The 24,957-nt window shown below is 60.1% G+C and carries 25 protein-coding genes and 1 tRNA gene; 10 read left to right on the forward strand and 16 right to left on the reverse strand.

What is annotated here, in order from left to right:
* Positions 1-154 precede the first annotated feature (154 nt).
* Positions 155-1,720 carry a TM0106 family RecB-like putative nuclease gene (locus tag NW812_RS09670; protein ID WP_414396285.1) on the reverse strand — a complete coding sequence of 522 codons (1,566 nt, stop codon included), beginning with the start codon at positions 1,718-1,720 and terminating at the stop codon, positions 155-157.
* Between the two features lie 39 nt (positions 1,721-1,759).
* The gene (locus NW812_RS09675) at positions 1,760-2,038 is read right to left on the reverse strand and encodes a hypothetical protein (protein WP_414396286.1); all 279 of its coding nucleotides are present in this window, start codon (positions 2,036-2,038) and stop codon (positions 1,760-1,762) included.
* 218 nt (positions 2,039-2,256) lie between these two features.
* Here NW812_RS09675 and NW812_RS09680 point away from each other — a divergent pair, with 218 nt between their 5' ends.
* Positions 2,257-3,135 (forward strand): ABC transporter ATP-binding protein, encoded by an 879-nt coding sequence (locus NW812_RS09680; protein ID WP_414396288.1) that lies wholly within the window; start codon positions 2,257-2,259, stop codon positions 3,133-3,135.
* Positions 3,136-3,170: 35 nt separating this feature from the next.
* Here NW812_RS09680 and NW812_RS09685 read toward each other — a convergent pair whose 3' ends face one another.
* Entirely contained in the window at positions 3,171-3,887 is a 717-nt protein-coding gene (locus tag NW812_RS09685; RefSeq protein WP_414396291.1) for a response regulator transcription factor, read from the reverse strand.
* A 267-nt stretch (positions 3,888-4,154) separates the two neighbouring features.
* Between NW812_RS09685 and NW812_RS09690 the strand changes: the two genes are divergently transcribed.
* From NW812_RS09690 to rpiA, 7 genes are all read left to right on the forward strand, one after another.
* On the forward strand, positions 4,155-4,526 hold the full coding sequence (locus NW812_RS09690) for a hypothetical protein (protein ID WP_414396293.1): 372 nt from the start codon (positions 4,155-4,157) through the stop codon (positions 4,524-4,526).
* 146 nt (positions 4,527-4,672) lie between these two features.
* Positions 4,673-5,476: an SH3 domain-containing protein gene (locus tag NW812_RS09695; RefSeq protein WP_414396295.1), complete on the forward strand. Its 804-nt coding sequence runs from the start codon at positions 4,673-4,675 to the stop codon at positions 5,474-5,476.
* A gap of 548 nt (positions 5,477-6,024) precedes the next feature.
* A complete protein-coding gene (locus NW812_RS09700) occupies positions 6,025-6,456 on the forward strand; it encodes a hypothetical protein (protein WP_414396298.1) in 432 nt (143 codons plus the stop codon).
* Positions 6,457-6,458: 2 nt separating this feature from the next.
* Positions 6,459-7,103 (forward strand): cobalt transporter CbiM, encoded by a 645-nt coding sequence (gene cbiM, locus NW812_RS09705; protein ID WP_414396300.1) that lies wholly within the window; start codon positions 6,459-6,461, stop codon positions 7,101-7,103.
* Positions 7,090-7,890 carry a cobalt ECF transporter T component CbiQ gene (gene cbiQ / locus NW812_RS09710; RefSeq protein ID WP_414396302.1) on the forward strand — a complete coding sequence of 267 codons (801 nt, stop codon included), beginning with the start codon at positions 7,090-7,092 and terminating at the stop codon, positions 7,888-7,890. Before cbiM ends, cbiQ begins: the two co-directional genes overlap by 14 nt.
* A gap of 129 nt (positions 7,891-8,019) precedes the next feature.
* The gene (gene rimO, locus NW812_RS09715; protein ID WP_414396305.1) at positions 8,020-9,405 is read left to right on the forward strand and encodes a 30S ribosomal protein S12 methylthiotransferase RimO; all 1,386 of its coding nucleotides are present in this window, start codon (positions 8,020-8,022) and stop codon (positions 9,403-9,405) included.
* Positions 9,406-9,435: 30 nt separating this feature from the next.
* Positions 9,436-10,128, forward strand: coding sequence for a ribose-5-phosphate isomerase RpiA (gene rpiA / locus NW812_RS09720; protein WP_414396308.1), 693 nt, complete (start codon positions 9,436-9,438; stop codon positions 10,126-10,128).
* Here the strand turns inward: rpiA and pdxA are convergent.
* The 6 genes from pdxA to NW812_RS09750 form a co-directional block, all read right to left on the reverse strand.
* Complete coding sequence (gene pdxA / locus NW812_RS09725; RefSeq protein WP_414396309.1) at positions 10,085-11,137, reverse strand: 4-hydroxythreonine-4-phosphate dehydrogenase PdxA; 1,053 nt, start codon at positions 11,135-11,137, stop codon at positions 10,085-10,087. The genes rpiA and pdxA overlap by 44 nt on opposite strands.
* Positions 11,138-11,710: 573 nt before the next feature.
* The gene (locus tag NW812_RS09730) at positions 11,711-12,328 is read right to left on the reverse strand and encodes an AarF/UbiB family protein (RefSeq protein WP_414396430.1); all 618 of its coding nucleotides are present in this window, start codon (positions 12,326-12,328) and stop codon (positions 11,711-11,713) included.
* A complete protein-coding gene (locus NW812_RS09735; RefSeq protein WP_414396311.1) occupies positions 12,223-12,612 on the reverse strand; it encodes a hypothetical protein in 390 nt (129 codons plus the stop codon). Before NW812_RS09735 ends, NW812_RS09730 begins: the two co-directional genes overlap by 106 nt.
* 41 nt (positions 12,613-12,653) lie before the next feature.
* The gene (locus tag NW812_RS09740) at positions 12,654-13,235 is read right to left on the reverse strand and encodes a peroxiredoxin family protein (protein ID WP_414396314.1); all 582 of its coding nucleotides are present in this window, start codon (positions 13,233-13,235) and stop codon (positions 12,654-12,656) included.
* Positions 13,236-13,272: 37 nt separating this feature from the next.
* Positions 13,273-13,710: an SRPBCC family protein gene (locus NW812_RS09745; RefSeq protein WP_414396317.1), complete on the reverse strand. Its 438-nt coding sequence runs from the start codon at positions 13,708-13,710 to the stop codon at positions 13,273-13,275.
* A gap of 3 nt (positions 13,711-13,713) precedes the next feature.
* Positions 13,714-14,268 (reverse strand): hypothetical protein, encoded by a 555-nt coding sequence (locus tag NW812_RS09750; protein WP_414396320.1) that lies wholly within the window; start codon positions 14,266-14,268, stop codon positions 13,714-13,716.
* A gap of 147 nt (positions 14,269-14,415) precedes the next feature.
* Here NW812_RS09750 and NW812_RS09755 point away from each other — a divergent pair.
* Both NW812_RS09755 and NW812_RS09760 read left to right on the forward strand, forming a co-directional pair.
* Positions 14,416-14,500, forward strand: a tRNA-Ser gene (locus NW812_RS09755).
* Positions 14,501-14,659: 159 nt separating this feature from the next.
* A complete protein-coding gene (locus NW812_RS09760; RefSeq protein ID WP_414396433.1) occupies positions 14,660-14,965 on the forward strand; it encodes an Arm DNA-binding domain-containing protein in 306 nt (101 codons plus the stop codon).
* Here the strand turns inward: NW812_RS09760 and NW812_RS09765 are convergent.
* From NW812_RS09765 to NW812_RS09795, 7 genes are all read right to left on the reverse strand, one after another.
* Positions 14,917-17,739: a BPTD_3080 family restriction endonuclease gene (locus NW812_RS09765; RefSeq protein ID WP_414396322.1), complete on the reverse strand. Its 2,823-nt coding sequence runs from the start codon at positions 17,737-17,739 to the stop codon at positions 14,917-14,919. The two genes, NW812_RS09760 and NW812_RS09765, sit on opposite strands and share 49 nt — an antisense overlap.
* The gene (locus NW812_RS09770) at positions 17,720-18,145 is read right to left on the reverse strand and encodes a HEPN domain-containing protein (protein ID WP_414396324.1); all 426 of its coding nucleotides are present in this window, start codon (positions 18,143-18,145) and stop codon (positions 17,720-17,722) included. The genes NW812_RS09765 and NW812_RS09770 overlap by 20 nt, the downstream gene beginning before the upstream one ends.
* The gene (locus NW812_RS09775) at positions 18,129-18,449 is read right to left on the reverse strand and encodes a nucleotidyltransferase domain-containing protein (protein ID WP_414396327.1); all 321 of its coding nucleotides are present in this window, start codon (positions 18,447-18,449) and stop codon (positions 18,129-18,131) included. Before NW812_RS09775 ends, NW812_RS09770 begins: the two co-directional genes overlap by 17 nt.
* Positions 18,446-21,349, reverse strand: coding sequence for a site-specific DNA-methyltransferase (locus NW812_RS09780; protein WP_414396329.1), 2,904 nt, complete (start codon positions 21,347-21,349; stop codon positions 18,446-18,448). Before NW812_RS09780 ends, NW812_RS09775 begins: the two co-directional genes overlap by 4 nt.
* Before the next feature lie 363 nt (positions 21,350-21,712).
* The gene (locus NW812_RS09785; RefSeq protein WP_414396330.1) at positions 21,713-21,970 is read right to left on the reverse strand and encodes a hypothetical protein; all 258 of its coding nucleotides are present in this window, start codon (positions 21,968-21,970) and stop codon (positions 21,713-21,715) included.
* A gap of 12 nt (positions 21,971-21,982) precedes the next feature.
* The gene (locus tag NW812_RS09790; RefSeq protein WP_414396333.1) at positions 21,983-22,243 is read right to left on the reverse strand and encodes a hypothetical protein; all 261 of its coding nucleotides are present in this window, start codon (positions 22,241-22,243) and stop codon (positions 21,983-21,985) included.
* 220 nt (positions 22,244-22,463) lie between these two features.
* The gene (locus NW812_RS09795) at positions 22,464-24,875 is read right to left on the reverse strand and encodes a DEAD/DEAH box helicase (protein WP_414396335.1); all 2,412 of its coding nucleotides are present in this window, start codon (positions 24,873-24,875) and stop codon (positions 22,464-22,466) included.
* Between the last annotated feature and the right edge of the window lie 82 nt (positions 24,876-24,957).

Here is a 24,957-nt window from a genome sequence, read left to right on the forward strand (position 1 = left end):
CGAACTCGGACGTGAAACGCATCAGCGGCGAACCTACTGGAGGGGTGACCCTCCGGAAAAATAGCTCGGTGCCAGACCCTACTACACCCCTCGGTGGGGGTTTTTTGCTGGAAGAAGGAGGGCAGTTACTGCCCTGCTAGGCAATGGGAAGGAGCTATCTCCTACTGGACTCAGAAGCTGCACTCTGACTCAACCAAGCTTTAAGGCGATAGGTAGCCTGGCAATCGTCCTCGTTGTAGATGAGTGTCTGCTCTAGATAGTGGCGATCTCGTGTTTCTAGCCACTGGCTATACCAGTAGATGGAGTAGGCTCCATTGGCCTCGGGCAGTCGCCACTTGAACCCCAGCCAGCGGGCGATGTTCTTCAGGGAGTAGCTCTCAACGGGCAGCACTACCGACCGCTGAATCCAGGTGTGTAAATCCACAAAGCGCTCCAACAGTTGCTGCACCTCTCGGGGATCCGTTTGGTACTGCTCCCCCAGTTGCCGGCAAGTCTGTACTTCAAAGCCATGGAAATGATAAATGGGCGCCTCAGGGTAACGTTGAACCAACTCTAGAAACTGTTGCCAGGCCTGTCCTTCCTCCTGTGGCTCGGCAGCTAGGCAACTGTAGTAGTTGACAACCTTGTGCTCCTCTGCTTGTTCTACCACGAGCAGGCCCAGCAGGTAAGCAACGTTGTGGCGGGGATCCGCCTCGATGTCGAAGTACAGCTCCACGGGCGCTGTCGGCAGAGCTGGGGGTGGGGATTGCAGCCAGAGGGGCTGGCGGCTGAGGGTGGCGCGGGCTTGGAGCTGTAGTTGCAGGGCCACGCGGGCTCCCAGCTGGGGAATGGCCTGCAGCGTTTCCAGGGGGGCGTTGGCTAAGGCTTCAATTGAGTCAATCCCCGCCTTTTGCAGAAGGGGATAGCGGGATCTAGTTACACCCGGTAGCAGGCTGAGGGGCTGGGTGGTGGCGTTTAGCTGCCGACAGTAGTTCCGCCAGTGGCAGAGATGACAGCGGCTGCGGGCCATTAACACCTGGGGCGGCTCGGGTCGACTAAGGGAGCGCAGGTAATCTTGCAGCAGGCGGCGCACCTGAGCACGTCGTCGATCTAGCTCGACGGGGTACCATTCCTTGTCTTTCAAAATTAGAAAGCCGTGCTTGGGCACCTGCCCCTGCAGGGATCCAAGCAACTCGGCCTGCAAAGCCAACAACAATTCGTACTCCGGCTTGGGGCGCTTGCCGAGGCGAATGTGCACCGGCAGGTAAACGGGCCGGCCTTGGCTGCGAAGGGCGGGATCCCGAATCAGGAGGTCCAGCGAGCTGCTTACCCAAACGGAGCGAAACTCTGGAACAGCCCTAGTGGAGTCGTCCTCAGGGAGCTCAAGCTCTGTCTCAGGGGAAGAGGCGAGGGCAACTTCAGAGCTGGCAAGCTCCGCCTCAGCTTCCCAAAACAGCTCTGCTACAATCTGCCCGCCGTAGATCCGCTCCGCCCCTGCTACCATAGCTGCCAGAAGGGCTTCATTGCCCGGCGCGACCTGTTCTCCCGGGAATCGCTCCAGCACAGCAGCTTGCAGAGTTTGGCGATCCCGACGCCATTGCTCCAGCAGGTTTTCCGGCGGCAGCTTGGCTTCTTGAGGCCCAAACCGATCTAAGTAGGGCAGGCGACGACAGCGAAAAAAGGCCAGCAAATCTTCTGCGTCAACAGAACCCTGCTGGGCTGCTGCAACCTGGAACTCCAAGGGCGGACGACCTCAGCTCTACTGCCATTGTGACATGCCTCAAGCCTTTGACTTCTGAACTGGCAAGAGGTGCGCGATGAGGCGCTCAACCGTTTCGGCTTGGCACCGGGCTGTTTCCGCTTGCTGCTGGCAAACCGCCTTGAACTCCTCCAGCCACGCGCTGTGCTCTTGCGTCATCCGCGCCTGTTGCTGAACGATGTCTTTTAACTGGGACAAGTCGTCTTTGATAGAGCTGACGGCTTCAACTAGGGTCAACACAGCGCCGACTAGGCGATCCAGGCGGAAGTCAATCTGATCAAATCGGTCTCTAGTCTGCATAGCGCCTCGCCTGAATGGTTATAGCTTGGTGCTTCGGGTAGAGCTTTGGCCTAGCCCCGCTCCTCAGCTGGATGTCAATTATTTTACAAGGGCGAGGTGAAAGCTCCGAGTAAGGAGGATCACAGCCGCCCAGGAGAGAAGGCCAACCCAACTGGCGTATGCTAGGGAAGAAAGACTTCTTTACACTGCAGATGGAGCTGATTGCAACCCCTCTTTCGATGGCCCCGACTCTGCCCCAGACCCAGCCGGCGGCAGTGGAAATGCAGGGGGTGTGGAAGCGCTTTGGGCAGCAGGTGGCTGTTCAGGACTTGAGCCTGCGGATCTTTCAGGGGGAGGTATTTGCCCTGCTGGGGCCCAACGGCGCCGGCAAATCCACCACCATCCGCATGCTCACTAGCCTCACGCGACCCAGCCAGGGATCCATCCAAGTGGGGGGCTACGACGTGGTGCGGGATCCCTTAGCAGTGCGGCGGCAGATTGGGGTGGTGTTGCAGCCTATTACCCTAGAGGCGGAGCTAACGGTTTGGGAAAACCTGGAGTTCCACGGCCGCATGCACCACATTCCCAACCCGGAGCGGCAGCGGCGCATCGACGAGTGGCTGGAGTACGTGAAGCTGGCCGACCGGCGGCACGACAAGGTGAAGACCCTCTCCGGCGGCATGAAGCGGCGCCTGCAAGTGGCCAGAGCCCTGCTGCACCAGCCTCAAATCTTGTTCCTGGACGAGCCGACGGTTGGATTGGATCCCCAAGCGCGGCGGCTGTTGTGGAAGATCCTGCGGGATCTGAATCGACAGGGGATGACCTTGCTGATTACCACCCACTACATGGAGGAGGCCGAAGAGCTGTGCGACCGCATCGGCATCATGGACGGCGGCAAGCTGATCGAGCTGGGCAGCCCTAGTCAGTTGCGGGCCAAGTACGGGGAAGCTCTGCTGGTGCGCTCCCGACCTGGACAGGAGGTGAGCTACACCTTTTTCCCCAGCTTGGCGGAGGCCCAGCGGCAGTTGGAAGCTGAATCCGACAAAACCGGCCTGATGGTGCGCCCTGCCAACCTAGAAGATATCTTTGTGCGCTTGACAGGCCGTCGTCTGGATTAGCGCGCTTTTACTCTCAACCTCTCTCTCTTTTATGGCTATTTGAATTCCTCTCCTCCCTCCTTTGGAGTGGGGGGCTCAAACTTGTAGCCAACGCCGCGCACGGTGCGGATTAGCTCTGGCTGACTGGCATCAGTCTCTAACTTCTTGCGAATTTGGCCAATGTGGACATCAACGACTCGCTCATCTCCTTCATAGTTAAAGTCCCACACCTCTCGGATCAGTTCAGCGCGTCGCCAAACCCGTCCAGGGTAGCGGGCCATGGTGTAGAGCAAGTCAAACTCCAGAGCCGTCAGGCTAATGGGACGCTGGTCACGAGTGACTTCCCGGGTTTCTGGGTTAATCACCAAGGAGGCAAAGGTTAGAACGGGGGCGCTTCCTCCCTGGGCTTTCGTCCGCCCTCGGCGCAGGATAGCCTGCACCCGTGCTTGTAGCTCCGGTAGGGTGAAGGGTTTGGTCAGGTAGTCATCTGCGCCTAGCTGAAATCCTTGCAGCTTGTCGGCAGGATTCACTCGGCTGGTTAGCATCAATACATACACGCCAGTCTCCTTTTGCATCTGCCGGCAGAGGCTGTAGCCGCTGACATCTGGCAAGTTCAAATCCAAAATCACCAAGTCCGGCTGAAAAGTACGTAACTGCTGCAGGCCCTCGGCACCGGTTGCAGCCACCTCGACCGTGTACCCTTGGCGCTGCAAGTACCGCTTGAGCAGCGTGCAAATGCTGGGATCGTCGTCGACAATAAGGATGCGGAACATAGCGGGTTGACTAGGAGGGGGCAGGGCTGCAGAAGAGCTCTGCCAGCAGGACATATCCGGGCTGCAGAAAGCGGCAAACCCAGGTAGTCTTTATTTATACAACAGACTGCTTCAGACTCTTATTGAATTGGCTGCTTGGCTTTCCTCGAGCCTCTGTCTCTGGGCAAATGAGTGGCAACCACTCGTTAGGCTGTCTGCAAAGGAGGGGAGTAACAACTTGCCGGCCAGGCCTTAGAGTGGCATGGTGGGGGTTCTTCCCAGAGGCTTATGTACTACGATCCCAACGCCGTCTTTCGCAAGGATATCCAGGTGGCCCTCTTCACCTGGGGAGTGCTAGAGCTGGTCTGTTTCGTCATCATGCCGTTCACGCGGGCCTACGAGTATGCGCAGGTAGCGGATTGGCTGTGGCCATCGCTGGTGCTGGGGCCAGCGGGGGCGGTGGTGGTAGCCTTTTGCTCAAAGCTCACGGTAGCTGCTAGTAACATCCCCGACCCGAAAAGGAAAAGGGCGCAGCGGCAAATTGCTCAGGTAATCAGTTTCTTCGGCTTCTTGGGTTTGGCCTTGCCCTTGCTCCTAGCCGGCTGGACCTTTGGTCACGAAATTCTCACCACTGACTGGGAGAATATGTTCACCAAGTAGAGGCTAAACGTGCTGCTGAGCTTGCCCCTTGGGAGATAGCTTCCCAAGCCAGCACCCAGAGGCGAAACTAGAAGTACTAGAGATGCTCTGGGGCTTGCAAGCGTTGGCAAGGCTCTTACTCTCAGCTTTTGGGAGCTGAGTTTTGGATGGCTAACTACCCGGTGCGAGGCCGTTCTTCTCCGGCGGTGGGGAGTTTTCCCTTCGGCACCCTAATGGCCCTGAGCCTCTCGGTTGGGGCCTTGGCTGCTCTGGGTTGGCAGGCGTGGCAGTTCATTGCTCCCCTGCTGGCTCCCCCTGCAGTGCCGCAGTTTCCTCGAGCGGTGCGGGTGGAGCCTTTGCCTAGACCGACAAGCTTGCCCTTTTCCCCCTCGGCTCGCCCTACTCAGAGGGAGTCTCCGCCGGCTGTAGGCAGCCTTGATTCCACTGCCTTTCCGCCTGGCAGCCGGGGGCGGGTGATCGAGCCGCTGGGTCTAGCCATCCGCAGCAAGCCCTCGGTGGAGGGAGCTTACCAAGGGGGAATTGGGGCGGGGGAAATAGTGACGGTGCTGGAGTACAGCGCCGATGGTCGCTGGCAACGGGTACGGCGAGAACTGAACGGCCAGGAAGGCTGGGTACGCGCTGGCAACCTGGGCCCCGTGGAAGGAGCAGCAGTTGCCTCGGCTCCGCTTTCTGCAACTTCTAGGGTTGAATCTACACCTAACTCTACCCCCTCGCCAATTCGGCCACCGCTAGAAACCAGCCTTGCTCCAGGGGAACGGGGACGGGTAATTGAGCCGAGGGGCTTGGCCCTGCGGGCCACTCCTGACCGGGAAGGGGCTTACATTGGCGGTCTGCCCATGGATGAGGTAGTGACGGTGCTGGAATACAGCGCTGATGGCCGCTGGCAGCGCATCCGGCGGCAGAACGGGCAGGAAGGTTGGGTGCGGGCCGGAAACTTGGCGCAGGAGTAGTTTCTGGGGGATGCCCCAGCAGGGGATTGTAAGGGTGAAGAAATCTGTGGTTCGGTAGAGCAGGACTGCCTGGGCCAAGCGACAAATGCCGGCGCTGGAGGGTCCGTCGAAGGGCTACTCTCTCTGGATCAAGGGTAGAGCCTGAACAGCAAAAAGGGAGGCGGAGGGGATCCCATGTGTGCTCAAGTTCAGTCCTGAGCTGGCCCTCGTCTGTGGCGAGTAGGTGGGAGAAGAGCACAAGGGTCTTGTCCGGGAGGCCAGGTGGCGGACTGGGAAGCCGCCTTCCACTTCGACCACCTGTTTGGGAATGACAGGCTGCCCTTCAAGGACGGCCTCAAAGGCAGCGCTGGGGTTCGCCTGGTTGCCTCGGCAGGACAGGGTTCTTGACGTAGGTCTTTGCCCTCAAGTCCCGTTGGCTTTTGTTGTCCTCTATCCTTTGCTTAGCGATGAACCCAGTCTGGCCAAGTCGCGCCCCTTTCCACTCTTGCTGGCAATTGAGCTGGCTGGCTTTTGGCTTGCTTCTGGCTGCCCCGGCTTGGGGACACGGGGTGGAGGCCTCTTGGCGAGCAGTTCCCACGTTCGAGATCCAGGCCCGCTACGATACAGGCGATCCGATGCGTTCGGCGCAGGTAACGGTGTTTGCACCTAGCAATCCCAGCACTCCTTGGCAGGAGGGGCAGACGGACGCCCAGGGCCGGTTTTGGCTGCAGCCGGATCCGGAGCTCAAGGGCCTGTGGCAGGTGCATATTCGCCAGGCGGGGCACGGCGTAGTGGTGAAGGTGCCGGTTGGAGAGGGGCTAGGGATCCCCAGCCCCCCCTCTCCTGGCTTTGGGCCTCTGCAGCGGGGGGTCATGGCTGCCTGCGTTATCTGGGGCTGCTTAGGCACAGCGCTGTTTTTCTTGCGGCCCCGCCCTGCCGCCTCTGTGGGTGGAGAACGGCCAAGCTCCGAAGTCGGCGCTGCTGCTCTGGAGCAGGACTAGCCATGCACATCAGCGAGGGCCTTTTGCCAGCGCCCCTGTGGTTGGGAGGCTATGGCCTCACCGCCTTGATCACCGGCTACAGCCTGGGCCGCCTGCAGCGGCTGGAAAGGGATCCCCGCCGCCCGCTCCCCAAGGCAGCGCTGCTGACAGCGGCTTTTTTTGTCGCCTCCTCCATTCACCTGCCCTTTCCTCCAACCAGCCTGCACCTGCTGCTCAATGGCCTAATGGGCGTGCTCTTGGGGGTCTTGGCCTACCCGGCCATCCTGGTGGGCCTGTTCTTTCAGGCCGTGGCTTTCGGGCATGGAGGGCTGACCACCCTGGGGATCAACGCCGCCATCTTGGGGATCCCGGCGCTTCTGGCAGGAGGGATCTTTCAAGCAAGCCGGCGGCGGCTGGGAACGGGCTGGGCTGCCTTTTGGGCAGGAGCTGCAGGGGTGGTGCTGGCGGCGCTGCTATTTTACGGCGTGGTGCTGGCGGCGCTGTACAGCGAGGGGATCCCTTCCACGTCCGCAGAGCGCTTGGCCCTGGCCGGCTTGATGGCAGCTCATCTGCCGCTGGCAGGGGTGGAGGGGCTGTTTACCCGTTGGGTGGTGCTGTTCTTGCAGCGGGTACAGCCGCAGCTTTTGGGGGAGGATGAAAAGCTCTAAGGCTAATCTGCCCTGCCCGCCTCTCGCCTCCAGGAGTTTTTCCTCCCCTTGGCTCCACCGCTGGCGGCCTCTGCCCAAGGTGGTTGGCCTACTGGCATTGATGGCGGCTTTTGCCCAGGTGCAGCGCTTGGCCTTGCTACCCCTAGTTTGGGTGTTGGTGGCTCTTCTTTGGGCGCTCTCCGGCTTGCCCCTGCGCCGAGGGCTAAGACGGCTGGCCGCCCCAGGAGTTTTGTTGATAGCCTTCGTCCTCTTCTTGCCTTTTGCCGTTGGGGAGACCTTCCTCTGGCAGTGGGGCTCCTTGGCTTTGCGCTGGGAGGGGCTGGAGAGGGCGCTTTGCCTTGGCGGGCGCAGCCTGGCGCTGTTGGCCCTGGCAATGCTGCTGGGGGAGACCACCCCTCTGCCGGCCCTGTTGGCAGCCCTAGGGGCTTTGGGGATCCCCGACCTACTCCTGGAACTGGCTTGGCTAACCCAGCGCTATTTGCAGGAGGTGGCTACCCAGTGGCAGCGGATGCAGCGGGCAGCTCGGCTGAGGGGCTGGCGACCGCGGGGATCCCTGTGGCGTCCGGGCCCGGCCTTGCGGCAAGACCTGCCCTTCCTGGCTGCGGCGGTGGGCACTCTCCTGGTGCGCAGCTACGAGCGCTCCGAGCGGGTCTATCAGGCGCTGCGCCTGAGGGGCTATGGAAGAGCACCTCTGCTCCCAGAAGAGATGGCAAGGGATCCCTGGAGCTGGGCAGCCACGGGGCTGGCGGTGGCTGTCGGCTTGGTTTTGGTTAACTTTGGGGGCTAGCCGGCTGATAGTGGGCAGCCATCCTCCCCGCCTTTAAAAGCAAAACCCAACTAGAACTAGAATGAGAAAGATTTATTTACCATTCATTTGGTGTCTGTTGTCGGCGTTCGCTTGGTCTCTCCTAGGGCTATGAACCGGTTGGAACCCTCTCGCAGCCTTTCTGCTTCCCCAAAGGAAGCGCCGGCTGTTGCCGTTGTGCACCTGGGCTGTGAGAAAAACCGCGTGGACACGGAACACATGATGGGCCTGCTGGCCCAGGCAGGCTACCGGGTGGAGGGGGATGAAGAGAGCGCCGACTACATCATTGTCAACACCTGCAGCTTCATCGAAGCGGCGCGGCGGGAGTCGGTCAGCACCTTGATGGAGCTGGCAGTGCAGGGCAAGAAGCTCATCATCGCTGGCTGCTTGGCGCAGCACTTCCAGGAGGAGCTGCTGCGGGAGATCCCAGAGGCGGTGGCCATTGTGGGCACGGGCGACTACCACCAGATTGTCCAGGTTATGGAGCGGGTGGAGCGGGGAGAGCGGGTTAATGCCGTCACCTCCAGCTTGGACTACATTGCTGATGAGACTGTCCCCCGCTATCGCACTACCCACGCGCCAGTGGCCTACCTGCGGGTGGCAGAGGGGTGTGACTATCGCTGCTCTTTCTGCATCATCCCCCACCTGCGGGGCAAGCAACGCTCTCGCCCCATCGAGTCCATCTTGCGGGAGGCCGAACAACTGGCTGCAGAAGGGGTGCAGGAGCTGATTCTCATTTCCCAGATCACCACCAACTACGGGATCGACCTCTACGGGGAGCCGCGGCTGGCTGAGCTCATCCGTGCTCTGGGCAAGATCCCTATTCCCTGGGTCCGCATGCTCTATGCCTACCCTACGGGCATTACTCCGGCAGTGGTAGAGGCCATTCAGGAGACCCCCAATTTCTTGCTCTATCTGGATCTGCCGCTGCAGCACAGCCACCCCGAGATCCTCAAGGCCATGAACCGCCCCTGGCAGGACCAGGTCAACGACCGGTTGATCGAGCGGCTGCGTCAGGCCCTACCCAAGGCCGTGCTGCGCACCAGCTTCATCGTCGGCTTTCCTGGCGAGACAGAGGAGCACTTCCAGCATCTGTTGGACTTTGTGCAGCGCCACCAATTTGACCATGTGGGGGTGTTTACCTTTTCTCCCGAAGAAGGCACGCCTGCCTACCACCTTCCTCACCAAGTGCCTGAGCGCGTCAAAAAAGAGCGCCGCGCCCGCCTGATGCAGCTGCAGCAGGAGATCGCCTTCCGCCGCAACCGCGAGCAGGTGGGGCAGGTGGTGCCTGTGCTCCTGGAGCAGGAAAACCCCCGCACGGGCGAGTGGATTGGCCGCTCCCCCCGCTTTGCCCCTGAGGTGGATGGGGTGGTGCATGTGCGCGGGCCCGGATCCCTGGGATCCCTGGTGCCGGTCCAGATTACGCGGGCCGAGCCCTACGATCTCTTCGGCCAGGTGGTGGAGGCGCCGCAGGGCTTTAGCTGGAGTGGGCGGTAGAATAGCAAGTTGGACTCCAGCGGGAATAGGATGACTAGTTCTGAGGAGCTGAAACAGGCGGCAGCCCAGGCAGCAGCCCAGCGGGTACAGTCAGGCATGGTGGTGGGCCTGGGGACGGGCTCCACAGCCGCCTTTGCAGTGAGCGCCCTAGCCCAGCGCATGCGAAAGGAGGGGCTGCAGTTCATCGGGGTGCCCACTTCCGAGCGCACGGCAGAACAGGCCCGCTCTCTAGGGATCCCGCTGGCCACGCTGGAAGAGCAGCCTCGCTTGGATCTGGCCATCGATGGAGCTGATGAAATTGAGGTGGGATCCCTCAATCTCATCAAGGGGGCAGGGGGAGCCCTGCTGCGGGAGAAACTGGTGGAGGCCAGCGCCGCCGAGCTAATCATCATTGCCGACGCCTCCAAGAAGGTGGCGCAGCTAGGCACGCGCTTCCCAGTGCCGGTGGAGGTGGTGCGCTTTGGCTGGAAGACTACCCTGGCGCGGGTGGAAGCCCTGGGCTGCCAGGCGGTGCTGCGGCGCACGGCCGACGGAGATCCCTACCTCACCGACGAGCAGCACTACATCCTCGACTGCCAGTTTGGCCCCATTGCCGATCCAGCCAAGCTAGCTGAGCAACTCAAAGCAACGGTGGGGGTAGTGGAGCACGGCCTGTTTATCGGCATGGCCACCGAGGCCATTATCGCTGGCCCTGGAGGGATCGAGACGCTGCGGCGGCCGTAGGGGCCAGTTCGGCTGCCAGCAGGATTGCCTGCTTGAGGCTCTCGGCGCGGGCCACCCCCTGTCCAGCTATGTCAAAGGCAGTGCCGTGGTCGGGGGAGGTGCGAATGAAGGGCAACCCCAGGGTTAGGTTGACGGCCCGGTCAAACGCCAGCAGCTTCACTGGGATCAGGCCTTGGTCGTGATAGAGGGCCAGGTAGGCGTCGGCAACGGCGGGAGATCCTTGACCATACCAGGCTTGGGCGGGAGCTAGCCACATCGTATCGGGGGGAAGCGGCCCCCAGATTCTGGCGTGGGGATAGGTACCTAGCAGCTCCGCCAGCCACTCCTGTTCTTCTGAACCCAGTTGCCCCCGTTCGCCGGCATGGGGGTTGAGGCCAGCCACGGCAATTACGGGATCGCCAATCCCAAAAAGCTCGCGCAGGGACCCCGCCAGCAAGTCCAACTTCCTACGCACCAGCTCTGGGGTGAGGGTGAGGGGCACCTGGCTCAAGGGGATGTGGGTGGTGGCCAGTAGAACCCGCATCTGCCAGCCGCTGTGGGGAGAACGGGCCACAAACAGCATGCCGTAGTGCTCGCGCCCGCTGAGCTGGGCCAGTACCTCTGTTTGGCCGGGGAAGGGGTAGCCCGCTTGGTGCCAGAGGTATTTGGCAATGGGGGCGGTCACGATCCCCTGGAACTGGCCTTGCAGCGCCCCTTCAACAGCCGTTTTCAGGTAGACAAAGCTGGCCGCTCCGCTCTGGGCATCCCCCCGGCCCACACGAGAGAACTCTAGGTGGAAGCCGCTGCCGCACTCTAGGACTGGAATCCCTTCTGGGTCAGCTAAGGGATCTGCCACCCCTTTTGCTTTCAAGAGACGGTAGGTAGCCTGCAAAACCTGCCGCTCGCCCACCACCGTTATCTGGGCGCAGGCCTGCACCTGGGGATCCGCCAGCGCCTTGAGCACAATCTCTGGCCCAATCCCCGCTGGATCTCCCAACGTCAGGGCGAGCTTTGGCAGCACCAAGCTCACAGGGACGTTTCCGATTCCTTTCCAATTTTCATCCCCCCGAAGGGGGAGCTACAGCCAAGCCCCGCGCTTTGCCGGTAGGTAATGCCTGGCGTTTTCAACTTCTAGGGATCCTCCCGAAGGGGGAACGCGAGGCGGCCAAATGGCCGACCGGATCATTATCGAGTAGTTTCCAATTTCTAGGAATCCCCCCGAAGGGAGAACAGCCCTAGCTTTCGGGGCAGAGCCCCTAGCCAGCAGAGCCAGCACTAGGACTGCTCCTCGATTGAAGCCAAGCAGGGCAAGGGGTACAAGACCCATTTGCGAGGGGGTCGGTCGAAAAGGGCAAAAAGTGGCCTTGGAGAGGGGGGTGAGAGCCTGAAAGCCTTGTAGCGCAAGGCATCGAGCGGGTAACGAAAAAATGGGCCTTTCCTGGATCCTTGGAGGCGCTCGCAAAGGCGCTGATACCGCTTTTTTGTTGTTTCGCAAACATCCCGAGCACAGGGATACCTAGGCAGCTGGCCTGGGGATTAGCCACGCAGGCGACCGGAGCGGAGGATGCTCAGGATAAGCCACAGGCCCAACAGGCTGGCGGCGCTAAAAAGCAGCTCGCTCAGCCAGAAGACCTGAAAGCGGTGGGTTTGCGCCAAGAGGATGGCGGCACCGAGGGATCCAGCGGATCTGGTTGCGCCGTGCCGCCTGCAGGATCTCGGAAAAGAGCTGGCTAAAATCCAGCTCGGCAACACTCAGGGTGTAGTACTGCTGCAGGAGACGCTCGTATTTCCTCTGCAGTTGGGCCAGGCTGACGGCGGGATCCCGCAGGCTGCCCCCAGGACTTTCCGGCAGGGCCAGTTCCAGAGTCAGCTCGGCACAGCGCTGGGCATCCAAGCTGACGATGGCCAAAATCAGCTCCAGCACAATCTGCTGTGTGCAGGGATCCAGCCGCCCGACCATGCCACAGTTCAAGAGAGCAACGCGACCAGAGCCCAACCGGATGGCTCGGCAAAATTCGTTGGCCAAGGCACCACGTCGGTCAGCCGGCCAAACTCTGTTTGCGCCACCAGCTCGGCAATGCTGCCGCTGGATCTTGAGGGCCACTGCTTCGCCGCTCACGAGGCGGGCGCGATGGACTTGGGCGATGGATCCCGCTGCCACCGCTTCCGTGTCAAGGCTGCTGAAGACCCGCTCCAGCGGCTGGCGCAGCAGGATCTCCACCGCGTTCCAGGGCACGGGGGGCACATTGCTCTGCAGGCTGCTGAGGGTTCGATGTACTCCCGCGGCAGCAGATCGAGGCGGGTGCTCAGCAACTGGCCTAGCTTCACGTAAACCGGCCCCAAATCCACCAGGATGTTGCGCAGCACCAGAGGCGGCGGCAGTTGCGGCTCTTCCGCCTTGCCCAAGGAGAGCAAGCGCCGCATGTAGTCCCAGGCATGGCGCAGGACTACTTCCAGGGCCTCCGCTTGCCGGGCGCTGTTCCGGGCCAGCCGCGCAAAGACCACCCCTTTTCCACCCTCTTCCGGGCTTGCATAGAAACAGCAGCTTAGAAAAAGGGCACAGGAGCCACGCGACGAGTCCCGTCCCAGCCGCTGGTCAGCCCCTCCCGCAAGACCCGCAGCACTTCGTCGGTGCTGGCGTTGGGCTCGGCAAAGGAGAAGAGATGCTTATAGCGCAGCCTCCCTTCGCGATCGACAACAAACTGGCCCGGCAGGGGCGCCCCTAGGGCTTGGCCAACGCCGTAGAGCCGAAAAGTTTTGCACTCTGGATCCACCAACAGCGGATAGGGCAGTTGCAGGTCGGCTTGGATCTGTTGGCTTTGCACCGGGTCGGTGCTGGTAACCATCAGCAGCTCTGCTCCCAGCGCCCGGATCTCTTCGTAGCGGGCCTTCAGCTCCTGGATGTGGGGGTAGCAGAAGGGGCAGAAGAGCTTTTCCGTAAAGATGCGGGTAAAGGCCAGAACCACCGGCTTGTGGCCGCGGTAGTCTGACAGGCGCACGGGATCCCCTTGGACGTTAGGCAGCTCAAAGTCGGGGGCCAGCTCGCCAATCTGCAGAGAGTTGTTGGCTGGCTGGGGGATGAAGTTTTCGAAGAAGCGACGGTTGAACAAGCCGCTGTTGCTGGTCATGGCAGTTTTTTACGTTTCTTTACTCCCTGCCACCAGCCTAACCCAAAGCCTCGGCCACTGCCTTTAGCCGCCGCAGTTGCGCCCGCATGTCGTGCCGGGTCAGCTCTGCTGCCACGAGATGAAACCCTGCCGCTACCCAGGGGTTGGGGATGCAAAACTCAAAGCGGTTGACCAAGAGCGTCCCCGACGCTTGGGGGTGGCACTCCCAGCGGTCAGTGCCCTGAAAAAAACCCTCGAACTGCCACTCCACCAGGCCCTCGGCCCGCTCGACAATCACGCAGTCCAAGCTGGGGGAGACTAGAGGCAGGCGTAGGAAAAAGCGGTAGCGGCTACCCAATTGTCCCGTGGGGGATCCCAGGGCTTCACATCCCAAAAGGGGGTTAAGCCAGCGCCGCATCAGCTCGGGGTCGACTAGGCAGCGCTCCACCTGGGCCACGCCAGCGGCAATTTCAATTGCTTGGGTATAGACGGGCATGCTCTAGGGAGCAGCAGGCGGCACTTCGCCCACAGGGGCAATGGTACTCAGCAAAATCAAGATATCGCGGTACTCCACCTGATCCGGCCCGCGGCGAGGGGATCCCAGCTGGATGACTGCCTGCTGGAGTGGTCTATCGGGGCGGGGGGGAGACTCGAACACCAGCGTGCGGATGCCGTTGGCCTGCTCAACATCGGAGAGGAGATCCCAGCCCCGGCCCCAGAGGGTGCGGCGGTAGTAAGCGGCAATCTCCTCCAGAGGTTGAGAGGTCTCCAGGATCAAGGAAGCCAATCCCCCCTCCTGATCCCAAATCTGCCCGGAAGAGACGACGGTGGCGTTGGGCAGGCGCAACTGCTGCGGGAAGTGGGGAGGAAGGGCGCGGGTATCGCCCACAGAAGCCTCAAAGTGGGTGCCATCTTCACCGATGTGGCGCAGCACTGGATCCGGCTGGGCAGCGGCAGGAGGTTCTGTAGACGGCAGGAGTCGACAGGCGGTCAGCAACACCGGCGCCAGCCAAGCTAGAAGTTGCACCTGGGCTGGGCAAAAGTGTCCTCTCATCGGTCAGCCAGGGATCCCTCAGGTGGGTTATAGCGGATCCCTGTTCTTGCTCACAAGTTGTTGTCAGGGGGGTGGCTCCCCGGCTGCACAAAGGCAATTGCAGAGCCTAAGATAGGTAAGGCTGCAGATCCTTGCCAGGGATAGAGTGGAGAGGTGTCCGAGTGGTTTAAGGAAGCAGTCTTGAAAACTGCCGTGGCGCAAGCCACCGTGGGTTCGAATCCCACCCTCTCCGTTACCACGTAGTCCGATGACATCCACCCAGATCCAGCAGGCCCTTGTCTAGAAGGGCTTCCGGGCTTTTCAGTGTCCAAGATAGACTGACAAAATCCACCGTAATCCGGGCTAAAGTGGGACATGACCAGGGACACAAAAGCCAGGGCGGGACATAGCTCTGTCGGAGGTAGTCATCAGGAATGCCAAACCCAAGGACAAGCCCTACCAGTTGCCGGACAAAAGAAGGCTGTACTTGGAGGTGAAGCCCAACGGGTCGAGGCTCTGGCGGTTTCGCTACCGATTCCGGGGCCAGGAAAGACGGCTCAGTCTTGGCGAATATCCGTACATCCCTCTGAGAGAGGGCCGCAGTACGCACGGGGGGCCCAGCAGTTGGCTGCTATCAACACGTTCACAAGCCTTTCGGGTTCCAGCTTCCTACTGCTCTAGGCTTTGCAACAAAATGTCCCGTATCTCGCCTGGGTGACGGGCCACCTTCCACTGCCAGCGACCGAACGCGCCATGCGTATTGACGGCTTGCACCCACTCCTCGAGATAGCACCGCTTCACCCGGTCTAGTTCAGTGTCCTGTCCCTTCGTTTCCAGAATGAGCATGTCGCCATTGGCAAGCCGCACAAGAAAATCTGGCCGATACTTCCGCACCACGCCACGATAGACGTAAAGCACCTCGAAGCCCAGATGGTCGTTTTTTGCCCAGGCGCTCACGGCACTGCTATTGTCCAGGACGAAAGCGTCCGACGCCTCCCAGGTGCTGTCGTAGACGCAGACGTTGATGTGTGACTTGCGCGTGCGTTGGCAGGGTTTGCTCGTGTACCAGGTACGCATTTGGCCCGTCGAGCGGATAGGGTGATCGCGGTCGAAGATCGGAGTAAGCCGCTCTGTGTTTTCCTGCCGCACCGCCTCGCACACATGTTGCACAATTCGTGACATGTTGAGGGTGATGATCAACCGACGGCGCAGTTCGTCCTGATAAAAAAGAGGTGGGGAGATCAAGATGCGGTCAGAGCGAATGAACTGCTCCACAATCCGCACCAACTGCGCCAGCAAGATTTCGCGACTGCCTTTCCAGCTTTGCTTGATTTGATCGAACACGTTCCGGGCAGTTTCGAAGATGATGCGCTGGGTGCGAAACTCCCGGGCCAACTGCTCCAGTTCGATGCGGCTGATTTGAGTTACGTCTGGCTTGCCTTCGAGAATTGGTGCCAGTTCGGCCACCTGCGGTGTCTGGGCCGCGTTCAGCTCCAAGGGCTGCACCTTCGACCAATCAAGAGTCAATACTGGCTGAAGTACGCGCTCGATACGCACCACATTCGGCCAGCGGATCTCAAACTCCGCTTTGGCTGGATCCGGCTCTACCGCAGTCTTGGGCGTTGGCGGCGGTGGCGGGCCATCTCCGCTACTCTCATGCGGCAAGAACGTGAAAGGCACGCCGAAGATGTTGACGTACTCGGGCTCAAGCAGCCCGGTCTGTGGGTTGATCTCGTAGGATGTGCGGCGCAGGCCCCGGCCTACAACCTGCTCGCACAGCAGTTGCGAGGTAAAGGCCCGCAGCCCCATAATGTGCGTCACCGTCTTGGCGTCCCAGCCCTCGCTCAGCATCCCGACGGAAATGACGTTCTGGATCTTCTCGCCTGGCTGCCCCACCTTGCCAACCGTATCTACGATCTTCCGCAAAAGTTCCGCCTGTTCTGCCTTGGTTAGCCTGCGCTCGACGGGTGCCTCTTCCTCCTCCCCCTCCTCGGTCTCGTTCGACGCCTCTACTGTTACCGCGGACTCTTCCTTTGCCTCAGCCTCTTCTAGCACCTTCGAGTCGATATGCAGGATTCGCTCCGGGTCGCACAGCTCGTCGATGTGAATGCTCCGCGAATCGAAGGCGTGCTTGACCCGCGCTGCTGTCTCAGTTCGGTTACAGACGGTGATCATCACAGGCGGCGTGGGCAGGCCAGCCGCTTTCCAGGCTCTCCATGTCTCACGCCAGTCGTAGCCCAGCAGGTAATAGGCGTTCAGCACCAGATCCGGCAGCGGCTCGTGGGGTTCGGCGCGGCGGTTGAGGTCGTCTCTAACTTCTGGGTCGTTGTAGATGTGGTAGAGACGGGATTTGTAGGTTTTGGCGTCCGGCACGGCGTCGTCGCGCACCACCACACGCGGCGTCTTGACTAAGCCGGATTCGATTGCGTCGTTGAGGCCAAAATCACTGACAATCCAGCCGAACAGGGTCTCCTCGCTGCTCTTTTTTCCCGATGGTGCAAAAGGGGTGGCGGAAAAGTCGTAGCAGGTCAGAATGCCTCGTGAGCGATGCAGACGATCCAGCCCGCCTACCCAGACTGTGGCTTCCGCAGCGCTGTCTTTCAGGTCGCGAGCGCGCAAGGACTTCCCTTCAGCTTCCTGGTTGACGCGCCAGGCGTGGTGCGCCTCATCGTTGATGACTAGCAGATTGGAAGCATTTGCCATCTCGCCCAAAACTTCACGGGCATAGGCTTCGTCACTTTTGACGCCGCGCTTGTCCACGCTTTTGCGCGCCTTGATTTGCTCTTCGCTCTCCCAAGCCAGGGCGTGCCAGTTGCGCACCAATACCTTCCCTTGGCGAAGCTTATCCAGGAAGGCGGGGGGCACGATGGAAAACACCTCATAGTAGTTGCCCTCGGCGGCTGGCTCGAGGACAGCCAGTCTCTGCTTCACCGTCAGTCCCGGCGCGATGACCAGCACGTTTTTCGAAAAGCGCGCATCTTGGGGATTGGCCACCTTGTTGAGGATGTGCCAGGCAATCACCATCGCCATCACGATGGTCTTGCCCGTACCCGTTGCCATCTTGCAGCACCGACGCAAGAAGGCCCCGCCGTCACCTGGGATCTCAATGCCTACCCGCTCGGCAGGCGGCGCCTCGGTCAGCCAAATGAGCGTCTCTGCCGCCTCCAACTGGCAAAAGAAAAAGCGACGTCTGTCGAACTCCTCGGGGTCGTGCCAGTACTCCAAGAGCCGCCTGGTGATGGTGGTAACGCCGGGATAGCCCGCCTCGCGCCAGGCTTTGACGCGGGGTCGAATTTGGTTGACAAGCGGGATCTCGACGAAGATGCCCGGATCGTCGAAAGATTTTGAACCGGGAGTCGCCACCACGTAGCCCGCCGGGCGGCGGCCCTCCACCAGCTCGAAGGTGCGCGTCTGGCGGTCGTAGTGCCAGTGGTATTTCGGCTCTTCGTAGGGCGAGTTGATAATCAAGCGGTCAATCGTAGTCCGGGCCATCGCCTTTCTCCCGTTCCGTTGCTGCACTGACTTCTTCCGCTGCCCAACAGCGAATCTCTGTCAGCAGACTTGCCACCTCTTGTTGGGGAATAGGCGCAAATTCTGTGTCGTCGTAGCGAAAGGCAACAGCAAAGGGGTTGAGTTGACGGAGTTGATCTTCCCCAACCGGCAACGAAATGCCCCGGTCGTTGAGCAGACGCGCTAGCTTGACCAGGTCATGGGTGCGTGTGAATTCAATCTGTTGGGCAAACAAGACTGCCTTGAGAGATTTCTCTACCGCTTGCTGGGCATGGAAATAGAGGATAGCAGGGTGAACCTCGGGGTCTTTTTTCAACACTTCAAATGCCTTGAGGTCGCGATCCGCCAAGCGCAGGGATCGCCAGGCCTCTTCAAGATGGGGCTTCATAGAGGGCTCTTCCCTCCTTGCGTGCCCAGTACAGCACCGTGCCCGGCACCTGACTGCGCCGTTGGTATTCGGCCTCAGAATAAACCAGCAGATCGATCCCTGGGCCAAGCGAGCCTACAGCTTTGTGCAAGCGGATCATTTCGCTATACGGGTCGGGCACTTCTGGTTCGACCACTATGAGATCCACGTCAGAGCCAGCGTCAGCATCGCCACGGCCATAGGAACCAAACAAAAGTATGCGGCTGGGCTGCGCTACTGCCACGATTCGTTGAACAATTTCTTGCAGAGCTTGCTCGTCCATCATGGATCCACTTTTACGACCTTCAGGCTCTCAATGCCCCGGTCATCCACAATTTTGACGGCAATGCGTCGGTGCTCACCGAGCGCAAACGGCAGCGACACCGTGCCTCGGTAAGCTTCGATCCGCTCCTCATCGATTTCTGCCCTGAGATTGCGAGCCAGTTTTGCCCAGCCCTCCTTCTCGCCTGCCATCGGGAAGAACACCTGGCGCGGGTAGAGGCTGCGCCCGTCGTAGTCGGTGTCGAGCATCCAGAGGGCAATTCTATCTGCGCCGCCCGATTCAATCTGGCCGGTCTTGGTGTTGTAGTAATCGAAGCCGAGAACTGAAACGCGATACTTTCCCTTGTCCTCGCCGTCGGCAATGCGTTCCAGGTACACATCCGGTTGCCCGATGAGCCAGAAGGACTCGTTGCTGGCGCGCTTTTTCTTCAGGTCGTCGGTCAAAAGGTCAGCGTTCATTTGCACTTTGAGGAACTGCATTCCAGCCAGCTCCGGCTTCATCTCGTCAATGTCTTTCGCCGCTTCCGGGTCAAACTGAAAGGCGGCAAAGATCAGCAGTTTTGGCCGTGGGACGAGCATCCGCGCTTCTTCCCAGGCCTGCTCCACTTGCCGTTGCTCGAGCGGGCCATATTCCGGGCCAAAGGAGACCACCACGCGCAGGGGGTCGTAGGCAGGCGCCGACTCGCGCACGGTATTTGCCCCTTCGTCGCTGGGCCGCGTTTCCCCCACGGCATGGAGCCAACGACAGGCGGGCAGCGGTTCCAGCCAGGCAAAGCGGATGTATTGCCCGTTCTTCCCACGGATACCCGTCTTGAGCAGCTCGTCGCGCCATTCTTCCTGACGCAGTGTTTCGCCAGAGCGGGCAATCGAGGCATCTGCCGGCTCGGGCCTGGGCTCCAAAATCTCATCCACCGATTTCACCGCTGGGGCTGGCACTGCTTCCACGGTGAACGGGCCTGTCACCCGCACCTTCTTCCTGTCCACAAAGGGCTGGTCGTAAAGCGTCTCCTGGGGCGCGTGGCGGGCAATGGCCTCATCGATGGCTGCTCGCAGGGCACGGCGGGCTTGATGGAATCGCTCGAATGGCGTCCGGGCAGCTTCCGGCCAGTCGGCGGGAAACTCAAAGGGCACCTCCCATTCCACCAGCTCGTTGACCTTAACCACCTGGCCAGCGGGCATGGTGAAGGTTTCCGTATCGGGCGCAGCAAAGTCCACAAAGTGGCCAGCCCGGCCACCTTGGGTCACCTTAAACTTCACCGGCTGGCCCTTCAGCGCGGTGTTGAGCTCAGCCAGGGCCTCCTCCACCGCCGGATGCAGGCGCGCGTAGATGCCGTCAATTTCCGGATTGTTGGCGATGGACTTGAGCGTGATGTGCGGCACTGTCTTGTACTTAAAGCCGCTGCCGACGCCCTCCTGCGGGTGCGCGAGTTCGTAGTAATCGAAGACGGCGGTCATCAGCCGCTGACGGGCAAGGGTAATCGCCACGCGCGAGGTGTCGCAGGTGATCCAGCGCCTGCCCCACTTCTCAGCCACATAGGCCGTAGTGCCACTGCCGCAAGTGGGGTCGAAGACCAGGTCGCCCGGGTCGGTGGTCATCAGCAGGCAGCGTTCAATCACCTTAGTGTATGTCTGTACGACGAATACCTTATCAGCGGCATAGGTGCTCTCTTTGGTGTCTCCCCACCAATTAGTAATTGCCACGACAGGAAAATCTTCTGCATAACGTTTATAAGCGAGAGTCTTGCCAACGGCCACAAGACGTCGTGCCCTCTTGAGGTTTTCCATTCCCTCAAGGTTGGTCTTCCAAAAAGTCCCTGATGACGGAAGATAAGTCTCCCCGTTAACTTCGACAGGAAATCTAGATGATTCTCCTCCGCTCTGAGATATCATTGCGCCGCTTACAAAACGCATCCCTTCAGGAATAGGCGCTTCTCCATCCAACTCTGTTCTAGTCAGTTTCCGGAACTCGCCAGTTGGTAGCTCGATCCAGTTATATGCCGTGTCCATAGTTTTCTTGGATCGAAGCTGATAAAGCTGATTATACTTCAATTGGTCCGATTTCTTTGCATACCATAGTAAATAGTCATTGATAACATCAAGATACTTTGCTCCTTTTCCGCTGGTCTTAATGAAGGGAATGATGCACATATGGTTCTCCGCCCCGAACACCTCATCCATCAACTCCCGCACATGGTGCACATTCTCGTCGCTGATCTGCACGAAGATGCTGCCGCTCTCGGTCAGCAGTTCCCGCGCCAGCAGCAGCCGATCGCGCAGGTAGGTGAGGTAAGAGTGGATGCCCAGCTCCCAGGTGTCGCGGAAGGCCTTGATCTGCTCCGGCTCTGAGGTCAAATCCTCGTCCTTGCCGTCTTTGACGTCGCGCTTATTCACAAAGGGCTGGAAGTTGGAGCCGTACTTGATGCCGTAGGGCGGGTCAAAGTAGATCATCTGCACCTTGCCGGCCATGCCCTCCTTTTCCAAGAGCGAGTTCATCACCAAGAGCGAATCGCCGGCAATTAGGCGGTTCGTCCAGCCATGCTTGTGCTGGTAAAATTCGATAGCCTGGCGCAGGGGCTCCTTGCGTTCTTCCTCAAACAACCCCAGTTGTACCGGGCCAGCTTGGTCGTTTTTCTTGCGCACAGCCTCGATGATGGTGCGCGGGTCAATCCGCTCGTGGACGTGGAGCGAAACCGTGGGCACCTCGAACGAAGTGTGCTCGGCCTTGCCAGCCCAGACAAGCTGCGGATCCAGGTGCGGGTCGTAGGCGTAGGTCTTCTTCTTCTGCCCCGCGTCCCGGTCGTTCTCAGGCGTCACCAGTCCCACAGGCGGGTTGTTGAGCCGCTGTTTGTCCCGGTGCTCGTAGGATTCGATTGAGCGTTGGGTGTTGGTCTTCTTGCCTGCCATCCAGTCCTGCCTGTTGGTTGCGTCGTGGGCTTACTAGGAAGGCTAGCTTGAGACCAAACCGCTCTGAAAGACCTACAAGAGGCTAACAAACACTCCTACTTGTGGGTAGCGCAGCGTCTGTCGGGTTTCTGCTCTCTTCCTGCTAAGGTCTACGGCCCGCTAGCGCCCCTCTCCAGAGGCATGCCGTTGTTAGCCCCTGAATCACAAACTCAAAAATTCTGCTAAGGGGAGCTAGCCCCGCCCCCGATCCTGTTCCCGTATCCCCTTTCCGTTTATTTGCCTAATAGGCGGGTCAAAGCTGTTTCCATGTCGGGGACTGGGAAGCGAACCCAGTCGGGATCCTGAGGCTTTGAGTGTCCACAGCTACCTCCCCTCCCTCAGAATCAACAGCAAAGTACCAGCAATGACCGTAACAGCAGCGCTGGCGATGAGCGTGTTGGCGCGGTTGGCGGTGTCTTTGGCGAACTCGAAGAAGCGCTCATCCCACCGTCGCACCTCATCCCTCAGTTCTTGCCGGGTGGCAGCGAGGTCTGAGCGGATCTCTTGCAGCTCCTTATCAAGCCGCTCCACCGCTGCCAAAACGTCGGCCAGAGTTGGCTGTTGGTTGTTGCTCTCACTCATAGCTGAGTCCACCTACCAAAACTGAGCCAGGCCGGCTTCTATTTGCTTCCAGGGGACAAGGACTAGCCACTCCCCGCTGAAGGGATCCTGCAGCAGCACTACCTCTTCCGGATCTAGCCCCAGCTTGCGGGCTTCCTCCTGCTGCAGCCGCAAACACTCTTCTGCGTCTTCGCGGCTGGCGTGGCGAATGTCGTGGTAGTTGGGCGGCTCAATCTTGCCAGCTACCAGATCCTCTATCCAGCGCTCAAAGTCTTCAACTGAGTCGAAGTGCATATTGGCTACTACGCGCAAGTGGACGGACTTGACTGGGTGGAGGCTAGGCAGCCATCGCGCTCAGCCTGTTTGATACAGGTGCTCATCGGAGGGGAGAGGCTAGCTGGATTCTAGCCTGCCACTGGGAAGAGGCCATTCGCTTAGGCCTTAACCCGGACAGGGTGGTAGTGAAAGTCACTGCCGCGCAAGGGCTTATGATCCCACCCTCGCCAAAGTGCTGCTAGATCAGCTCGCTCACCGGGAAGCGATCCAGCATTTTTTGGGCTTCGCGGGCATTTTCCCGCAGCTCCGCTGGCAAATGAGGAATGTGGGGGATCTGAGAGAGCAAATCCAAGGTGCGGCGAATCAGGCGCACAATATCCCCAGCATCCAGGTTGGTGCTGGCCTCCAGCTTTTCCCAGGGGATCCCTTGGGCCCAGTGTTCCACGATCCCGGCCAGATCGGGCTCAAGCCCAATTGGCACATGAAACACCTGGTGTTGACGTTGGCTGCGGAACAGTTGCCGCCGCAGGCCTCGCAAGCCATGCAGCACATCCTCAACTAGCCCAGAAGTCCGCAGCCGGCTGTAGGTACCTGAACGGGGAGGCTCGGCCACCAGAGCAGCAATGACCCCAGCCAAGTGATGGGGGGCACAGCCTAGACATTCGCCAGAGAGCAGAGCTAGACCCAGCCAGAGCTCGTTATCCCCTCGCAGAGCAGCCACCACTTCCCCACTAACTGTTGGCTGATACCCTTGCAGACAGTCGAACTCCTGCAGCACGCCCACCAGGGCCATAAATTGCTGCCAGCGCAACTCCTGCACAGACTCACTCTGGCGCTCCAAGTGCTGGAGGCGCTTGAGCAGGCGCTGGCGCTTTTCCTGTAAACCCAGCAGCTTTTTCCCGACCCTATGGGCAGGGTTGGCGCGGATGCGGGCTTCTAGGGCGCGGATTTTCTCCTCTTGGGCTTGGATGTGGGGAAAGGCCAATAGGCGCAGGGTGGGATCCGGTTCTGCTTCCTGCTGTTTGAGCAGATAGCGCAAAAGGCGCCGCTCTTCCCGCCGTTGCGCCTGCATTTTCTCGTAGCGGGCGATATCTTCGTCGGAAATCCCCTCCAGGAGGCGGTCAATTTCCTCCAGCTCGGCGCGAGTGCGCTGGAGCTCCTGTTGTTCGGGCAACCTTTGCAGCGAGAGCAAATACTGGCCAAAGCTGCGGTTGATGAGATCCCGGGCCGCCTCCAGAGAGTGCTTCTGCAGCAAGTTCAGCACCATGCCATAGGTGGGGGTAAACTGGCTCACCAGGGGATCTGCTCCTGCCGTGGCCAGCCGCGCTGCCTCCTGCGCCCCCTCAAAGGGAGATTGCAAGGTCACCACATGCCCAATCACATCTTTGCCCCGCCGTCCAGCCCGCCCTGACATTTGCATAAACTCAGAGGCAGTTAGAAGGCGATGGCCGTTGTCGGTGCGCTTGGAGAGGGAGGAAATCACCGTCGTGCGGGCGGGCATGTTGATCCCGGCAGCCAGCGTCTCGGTGGCAAAAACCAGCTTCACCAGCCCCTGCTGAAACAGGTGCTCGACCAGACCCTTCCAGGCGGGCAACAGGCCGGCATGGTGGGCGGCAATGCCCCGGTAGAGGGCATCCAGTTGATCCCGGCGCACTGCCTCTGGCATTTCCTGGCAGAAACGGTCGATCTGCTCGGCCAACTGCCGCCGCTCTTCTTCAGAGCTAATTAAGTCCAAGTTTCCCAAACTGGCCACCGCCAGGTCACAGCCCTTGCGGCTGAAGATGAAATAGATGGCCGGCAGCATATCCCGTCGGCGCAGGTTTTCCACCACCTGGGCCATATCCGGTACTTCTCCGTAGGGAGCCTGGCCTGACTTGGAGGGCTTGCTTCTCAGGCGGCGATTGCAAACCCACTGGCCTGACTCGGTTTGCTCCAGCAGGGGGAACAGCCCTTTGCGATTGGCAAAGTGAAATTGCAGCGGCACTGGGCGATGGCTGGAATCGACAAGTCGCGTGGGGCCATGCACCTGGTTCATCCAGTCGGTAAGCTGGTCGCTGTTGGCCAGGGTGGCCGAGAGGGCAACAAGCTGGATGTGGGCAGGGCAGTAGATAATTGCCTCTTCCCAGACAGTGCCCCGCTGTTGGTCGTTCATGTAGTGGCATTCGTCCAGGATCACCGCCTGCACGTCCCGCAAGGGATCCCGGCTTAGAGCCTCCGCCTCTTCCCACGCATCCCTCTCGCTGCCGTAGGGCCCGCGCTGGACAGCCAGAGAGAGCGGCGTGCCGTAGAGCATATTGCGGAAGATCTCGGTGGTCATCACCAAGATCGGCGCTTCCCGGTTGATGGAGATGTCGCCGGTGAGGAGGCCAACCCGCTCCGGGCCGAATTGCTGGCTGAAATCGCGAAACTTTTGGTTGGAAAGAGCCTTCAGAGGGGTTGTATAGAAAACCCGCTTGCCTTGGGACAAGGCCCGGTGGATGGCATACTCTCCAATCAGGGTCTTGCCGGATCCTGTAGGCGCACAGACCACCACCGATTCCCCCGCGGCCAGAGCTTGAATCGCTTGGATCTGAAACTCATCCAGCTCAAAAGGGAAAAGCCTGCGCAACTCGTCCAGCAAGTCGGTCGCCGGAGAGAGAAGCAAGTTCATGGGATCTGAAAAATCAAAAACAACCTAAAAGCTAGACACCTTGCTGCTGCTTGTGTGCTATACCCTCCAGGATACAAGCTGG

Origin of the sequence: Synechococcus sp. O70.2 (assembly GCF_047462135.1) — a bacterium.
Classification (GTDB): Bacteria; Cyanobacteriota; Cyanobacteriia; order Thermostichales; family Thermostichaceae; genus Thermostichus.